Source organism: Microcoleus sp. S13_C3 (genome assembly GCF_036700905.1).
In the GTDB taxonomy this organism is placed as follows: Bacteria; Cyanobacteriota; Cyanobacteriia; order Cyanobacteriales; family Microcoleaceae; genus Microcoleus.
This window is the reverse complement of record NZ_JAUBPT010000099.1, coordinates 24,841-31,293: the sequence shown is the minus strand read 5'-3', so window position 1 is coordinate 31,293 and position 6,453 is coordinate 24,841. Positions and strand designations below refer to the sequence as shown.

The window sequence follows — 6,453 nt, the reverse complement described above, 5'->3', positions numbered from 1 at the left end:
CAAGCTCAACCTTTGTTTTATTAGGCTGATGATTAGAAGGCTTGCACCCTCTTCTTAGATGTCAAATGGGTTCTATAGTGTGAGTGTACAACAAACACCCTGGCGTCCTCCCACAGAACTACCCAAAAATCCCCTCACTGCTCAAAGGAAAAGAAAATCAAAAAAACCAACTAAAAAAAAAGCACGACTATGCTCAACGCCTGATATAACAAGAGTTGACGACTATGCTCAACATTTAAAAAAAACCCGTTCTTTATTGCCAGAATCTGTACGCTCGGATTGGTAGCTGATGGTTATTATTGCCGCGCTAAGTTCTGGGATGCTGTACAAAATTCAAATTTAAATTTGATTAGTAAATTACGCTCAGATGCCAACTTAAAGTACCTCTATACAGGTGAAAAAAATAAAATAGGTGCACCTCGTAAATACGATGGAAAAGTAGAATGTAATAAGTTAAAAAACTTAACCTTCATCAAAGAAGTTAAACCGGGAGTTAAGCTTTACTCATTAGTAGTATGGAGTGTTTCTTTAAAATGCAAAATACGTTTAGCTTGTCTTTCAGAACTCCAACCCAATGGTAAAATCAAAAATATTTTATTATTCAGCACTGATATCGAGCTGACAGGTGAGCAAATACTTGAGTATTATCAGGCTCGTTTTCAGATTGAGTTTATTTTTCGTGATGCCAAACAATTTACGGGCTTATCCAATTGTCAATCTCGTAGTGGTCAATGCCTTGATTTTCATTTTAACGCCAGTCTAATTGCTTTAAATTTAGCCAAATATGAAGCTTATAATCGTCATTCATCTCCCAAGCCATTCGTGTTTTCCATGACCTCTTATAAACGCCGTGAATTCAATAGGCATATACTTTACACCTTTATTGATAAGTTAGATTTAGACCGGAATTTAATTTTAAATCACCCTAACCTTCCGTCAGTCCTATCCTATGGTACTCTCGCTGCTTAAAAACTGTCCGAAGTATTGGATCGATGGGACATAATATTAATACCAATTCCACTCATTTCTTGCTAAAAACTTTTGGCTTGAGTTTCGTTCCACCTGCCCAACCTACTACTGAATTGTTTATTGAAGTTGCTATTAAATCGTTCCCGGTTGCATCGGTATTTGTTCCCATGTCCAAACAGTCCGTTGTCCCGAAAGCATAATTTTAGTCAACAGTCAACAGTCAACAGTCAACAGTCAACAGTCAACAGTCAACAGTCAACAGCCAACAGTCAACAGCCAACAGTCAACAGCCAACAGTCAACAGTCAACAGTCAACAGTCAACAGCCAACAGCCAACAGTCAACAATCATGAGAAGTGCCACCGGAATTGAGATTACGCAATAGCATCCGAACTGGCAAGAGTCTCGAATTGCGCCAATAGCATTGCATCACCACTATTGGGATCTCCAAAAATTTTAGGTAACTGACCTGTTTGGGCGAGAACTTGTCTCACTTCTCGGTTAGATACATCGGCCATATTTTTGTTATTTAGAATGGCATTAACCGCCGCGATACCCACACCTTGACCAACTGCGGCGTTGAATTCAACAATTCTGCCCACAGAACAGGCAAACCCTTCAAATCCAGAACAGGGACTGACCACTGCCAGGTTAGGAACGTTTTTAATTAATGCGTGGCGGATGCCAACATTAAAGATAGGCTTTGTAAACACCATACTTTTAAACCATCCTAGACTGTTTGCTTTCTCGCGAAGACCCGCGATATCTCCGCGTATATCAAAATAATAGCTAAATGTTGCCAGGGCTTCATTAGCAGGTACGCCACCTAACAGCATTTGTGCGCCAGTTAAAGGTTGTACAACTCCCGTCACATTGCCGGCGTGTCTGATATAAAGTTCTGAGGCATAAGTAACAGAAGTAGCCCCCAAACTCTTCAGCCAAGTTGTAATAAATAACATCTCTCTTTGCATATTAGCCGTGGGTTTGCTCCCGCTTCTAGCTAAGGCTTCCGCTTCGCTAGCGGTGACTGCAAATAAAAGCGCATTCCACGAAAGTCTATCATTTGGAAGTATTGCTATATTTCCCTCATCTAAAATTATGCCAGTTTCAGAAAAAGATAGTTTTCTTCCTCTAAAGGAGTGGTAAGCTACAGACATAGCCGGCGAGCGAACATCGATGTAATCGTTACCCACCCACAGAGTTTTGAGATTGCCTTGAGTGTCGATCATTTCCATGCGGAGTTTTTCTGCTAGTTTGGCATCCTTGCCGGCAGCGTAAAGCAAAAATTTTTGACTTTCTGAATCGGCCAGGTTTGTGAAGCGTTTTAGATAAATATAATCGAATTCTTTCAGTGCTCTTACACTGAGTCCTTGGGTTTCAAAAACGAGGGTGACTGGAAGTTCTGAGTTAGGCAGACCCAATGTTTGAAATCCCTGCAGCTTTCTCACACCGGCAGCTTGAGCTAATTCGGCATTAACAGTGGCATCAATAAATTGCTTGCCTGCATAAACTACGCCTTTAGAGGTGGTTATACTGGCAATTTTTTGGCCGGCTTTAGTGACTGATTGAATTTCTACTTTGCTGAGGAGATCAGCCCCAGCTTGTACCAGCATTTCTTTCAGCGCTGCACTGGCTTTGCGGGGGTCAAGTGCAATTGCCTTAACGCCGGATTTTTGTAAGAATTCTTTATAGATTGTCGCGGGTGAACCAAAGGTATCTAACTTTAAAGATTGTTGAAGTTCTTCACTAATCTGACTTCTATCTAAATAAGCAAGACCGCCTCTTACCAAATGTCCGCCAATTCCTTCTTGCAAGCTTGCTTTAGACATTAGTAGAATTCGCGGATAACGGTTTGTTCGGCGAAGATATTCTCTGGATGCAGAGATAACAGCTAGAACTCCTGGAACTTCATCACCAAAACAGATGACATCGTAAGAACGCAGATCCATGACCATTATTTAATAATCTCTGGTGGTTTTCATCTTTTCGAGCTCGATCGCAATGTTTGCCGTCCAACTCTCTGTTTTTCCCAAATCTAGCTCGATATTTCCTGATTTTTGCTATAAATATTCAAACATTTATGGAGGCAGCAACCGGGTTTTTTCCAGAAAATCCTCCGTTGAGGACGATCGATCTCGGTTGAAAAACCCGGTTGCTGAGCGTCTAGAGTCCGTCAGTCTGGTGCTCTTGATTGCCATCAGCTCAGATTATCAGGATCTATCCCCAACTCCCGCAATCGCTGAGCTAGTCGATCGGAACGTTGGGCCAGTCGATCGGCGCGCTGCGATTCCTGTTGGGCGCGCTGCGATTCCTGTTGGGCGCGCTGCGATTCCTGTTGGGCGCGCTGGGCTGATTCTTTCACCTGTTCTTCAGGAGTCAGATAACGTTTTCCATCGGCATCATACCAATACAACCACTCCCTTGTCACCCCAGAATAACTTCCCCTTTCACAACCAATCCCCAAACCAATTTCAGGCATCCAAACTGGATTTCCTGACTGTAACTCGTACTTCCCATTGACTAGCTTGTGTACTTCCAGATGAGGTTTACGACGGCGGCGGGAAGAATAAATGACGTAATAAAGTAGGCCTAAAGCTTGATAAGTGTCTAATTTGGTGCTGTATTCCTTGCGATAAGTTGGGGAAACAACTTCTAGCACGAAAAGTGGCATGACATTTTCATCCCACAGCACGTAACTAGGACGCAATTCTTCGTCGTAAAATCGTTCTACTCCTAAACTTAAGAAAGCATCTGGGACAATGGGCGGTTCGTCAGGGTGATGATAAATACCCATATCTATGCCAAAAAACCAGTCCATGCGTTCTGCCCAAAGTATGAGCAATATTGCTTTTAACAACCCTGGTATTAGTTCTTGCAGTTCGTTATCCACAGGCGTTTCATCTGAGTCTGGTAGTTCATCGGCTGAGGGCCAGTGCCTCGGGAATTTGTAATCTAACATGGCGGCTTTCCTCAAAACTCACTAAGATTATAGCCTTTACTTGTTTTGCGATAGTTGTTGATCTGGCTACAAACTACTTTATAAATACTAAAAGAATATTTATTGAACGAACCGCGAAGACGCGAAGGAAGAGAAGAGAAGATGATAGGTAATTTTGACTTAGTTCATCTGAATGAATTTTTGTAAAAGATTTGCTGAGACTTACGCGATCGACTAAACTATGTCTAACGAGTCGGTTCTAATGGGGAGCAGCCGTTAGAGGAAACGGGGAAAGTTCGGTGCAAGTCCGGCGCTGTCCCGCAACTGTAATGAGAGTCTTGTCGCTTTCTGAGTCAGGATGCCCGCCGATGTGTTAGTTTACATAGTCTCATCTGCGAGGTTCAGCGTGAAGGCCAGAAATCGGAAATTGGTCAGCTTGGGATTGATGGCTGGCTTGAGTTGTTATATTGTCCTGGGCTCGGCAACGCCCGCCGCAGCTATGCACATTTCGGAAGGTTTTTTGCCGATGCAATGGGCTGCGTTTTGGTGGATTGTGGCGTTGCCTTTTTTTGCAGTAGGTTTGCGATCGATTACTCGTATTACAAAAGAACACCCGGAACTTAAACTATTGCTTGCTTTGGCGGGTGCGTTTACTTTTGTGCTTTCTGCTTTAAAAATTCCCTCGGTAACGGGCAGTTGTTCTCACCCGACGGGTACGGGTTTGGGTGCAATTTTGTTCGGCCCTTCGGTGATGGCGGTACTGGGGGCTTTAGTTCTGCTGTTTCAAACGTTACTGTTAGCGCATGGTGGCTTGACAACGCTGGGAGCGAATATGTTTTCGATGGCGATTGTCGGCCCGTTTGCCGCGTATTTTATCTATCAATTGCTGTTGCGAACTGGTAGCCAGCGGGCGGCAATTTTTTGTGCGGCGGCTTTGGCAGATTTGCTGACTTATGTAACGACTTCGATTCAATTAGCATTAGCTTTTCCGGCAGCAAGTGGCGGTTTTATGGCTTCTTTTCTCAAGTTTGCTGGCATCTTTGCTATCACTCAAGTACCCCTGGCTATCAGTGAGGGATTGCTGACTCTATTGGTCTGGAATTGGCTGCATTCTTACGGGAAGCAGGAGTTGGAAACTTTGAAATTATTGAGACAGGAGTGAGGCGCCGTGAATCAAAAACCTACAAAAAATCACCAATCTACTTCGCGGCAAAATTGGCTTTTGGCGGGCGCTGTGATTGTTCTGGCAGCGTTTCCTCTAGTTTTTGTGCGGGGTAAATACGGCGGTTCAGATGACCAAGCTAAGAAAGCCATTACGGAAATTCAACCGGGTTATAAACCTTGGTTTAATCATTTGTTTGAGCCGGCTAGCAGCGAAATTTCCAGTTTATTGTTTGCGTCTCAAGCGGCGATGGGGGCTGGCGTAGTTGGGTACGTCATTGGGTTGTATAAAGGCCGATCGCAATCTCGGCAGCAGTCTGATAATAAATCGTCGGAATGAACCATCAGATTGATAGTCTGGCTTATACAAATCGCTTGCGCGGGTTGCCGCCAATCCACAAGTTATCCTTTGCGATCGCCCTTTTAATTCTGTCTCTAGTTTCTGGGGCGATCGTCCAATTGTCGATCGGCCTTTGGTTAGCCGTCTGGATCGTCATCTATGCGGGTATTCCGGGGAAACTGTATTTGCGGTTGCTGTCGCTACCGTTGATGTTTTTGCTGACAAGTTTGCCTGCTTTGGCGCTGGGTGCGGTTGAGTTAAGTCAAATCCCTGCAATTCAGTGGGATATTTGGCAAGGTTGGGGCATTAGCATCGGCACTTTTTATCTGTATGTGAGCCGCACGGGAATATACCAAGTGAGCTTGCTGTTTGCCCGTGCCTTCGCATCGACAAGCTGTATGTATTTCATCCTCTTGACGGTTCCCTTTACCGAAATCTTGCAGATTCTCAGACAATTACGCTGTCCAGAGTTAGTCACAGAACTGCTATTACTAATGTATCGGTTTATTTTTAGCTTATTGGCGATCGCCGATGAACTTTGGATAGCACAAAACTCGCGCTGTGGCTACCGCACTTGGAAACTGGGAATGAACAGTTTAAGCATTTTAATTGGGCAATTGCTTCAGCGAACTTTGGAAAACTACCGTCAAGTTTCCTTGAGTTTAGCGTCGCGCGGCTTTAATGGAGAACTGCGCGTTTGGAATTCTTATCCTTATAAACCTTCGCGAAGATATACATTGGAAGCGGTGTTTGGATGTACGTTTTTAACTTTGTTAAGTGCGGTATTTCAAAGTTGAAAAGAAATTAGGAGACGGCAGTGCCCATAGGTGTCAACTTAAGCTGTCAGCCGGCCAAGTCCGTTAGTCATCCCGTGAGTCCGCCAGGGGTTGAAACCCCTGTCTAATAGCTAAAGTCCTCTGAAGAGGACTCAAGAACTCATCAGTCCTCTTCAGAGGACTTTAGCTTTGAGGCAGGGAATTCATTCCCTGCCGGACTAGCGGACGGAAAATATGACTTTTATGAACATAATTAATGACTTTAATGAA

7 protein-coding genes and 1 riboswitch are annotated in these 6,453 nt (G+C 43.9%); of the genes, 5 read left to right on the top strand and 2 right to left on the bottom strand.

Features of this window, described 5'->3' with window-relative positions:
• Positions 1–279: 279 nt before the first annotated feature.
• Positions 280–969 carry a transposase gene (locus QUA16_RS23940; RefSeq protein WP_333106210.1) on the top strand — a complete coding sequence of 230 codons (690 nt, stop codon included), beginning with the start codon at positions 280–282 and terminating at the stop codon, positions 967–969.
• A gap of 183 nt (positions 970–1,152) precedes the next feature.
• Entirely contained in the window at positions 1,153–1,353 is a 201-nt protein-coding gene (locus QUA16_RS23935) for a hypothetical protein (RefSeq protein ID WP_333106211.1), read from the top strand.
• Here QUA16_RS23935 and QUA16_RS23930 read toward each other — a convergent pair.
• Both QUA16_RS23930 and QUA16_RS23925 read right to left on the bottom strand, forming a co-directional pair.
• Positions 1,343–2,917 carry an FAD-dependent oxidoreductase gene (locus QUA16_RS23930; protein ID WP_445252174.1) on the bottom strand — a complete coding sequence of 525 codons (1,575 nt, stop codon included), beginning with the start codon at positions 2,915–2,917 and terminating at the stop codon, positions 1,343–1,345. The two genes, QUA16_RS23935 and QUA16_RS23930, sit on opposite strands and share 11 nt — an antisense overlap.
• A 248-nt stretch (positions 2,918–3,165) precedes the next feature.
• Positions 3,166–3,927 carry a Uma2 family endonuclease gene (locus tag QUA16_RS23925; RefSeq protein ID WP_333106213.1) on the bottom strand — a complete coding sequence of 254 codons (762 nt, stop codon included), beginning with the start codon at positions 3,925–3,927 and terminating at the stop codon, positions 3,166–3,168.
• 216 nt (positions 3,928–4,143) lie between these two features.
• Positions 4,144–4,290: riboswitch (cobalamin riboswitch) on the top strand.
• Between the two features lie 61 nt (positions 4,291–4,351).
• Here QUA16_RS23925 and QUA16_RS23920 point away from each other — a divergent pair.
• From QUA16_RS23920 to cbiQ, 3 genes are read left to right on the top strand one after another with little or no spacing between them, the layout of a single operon-like run.
• Positions 4,352–5,068, top strand: coding sequence for an energy-coupling factor ABC transporter permease (locus QUA16_RS23920; RefSeq protein ID WP_333106242.1), 717 nt, complete (start codon positions 4,352–4,354; stop codon positions 5,066–5,068).
• 6 nt (positions 5,069–5,074) lie between these two features.
• Positions 5,075–5,407 carry an energy-coupling factor ABC transporter substrate-binding protein gene (locus QUA16_RS23915; protein ID WP_333106214.1) on the top strand — a complete coding sequence of 111 codons (333 nt, stop codon included), beginning with the start codon at positions 5,075–5,077 and terminating at the stop codon, positions 5,405–5,407.
• Entirely contained in the window at positions 5,404–6,204 is an 801-nt protein-coding gene (cbiQ, locus tag QUA16_RS23910) for a cobalt ECF transporter T component CbiQ (protein WP_333106215.1), read from the top strand. Before QUA16_RS23915 ends, cbiQ begins: the two co-directional genes overlap by 4 nt.
• The last annotated feature ends 249 nt before the right edge of the window (positions 6,205–6,453 follow it).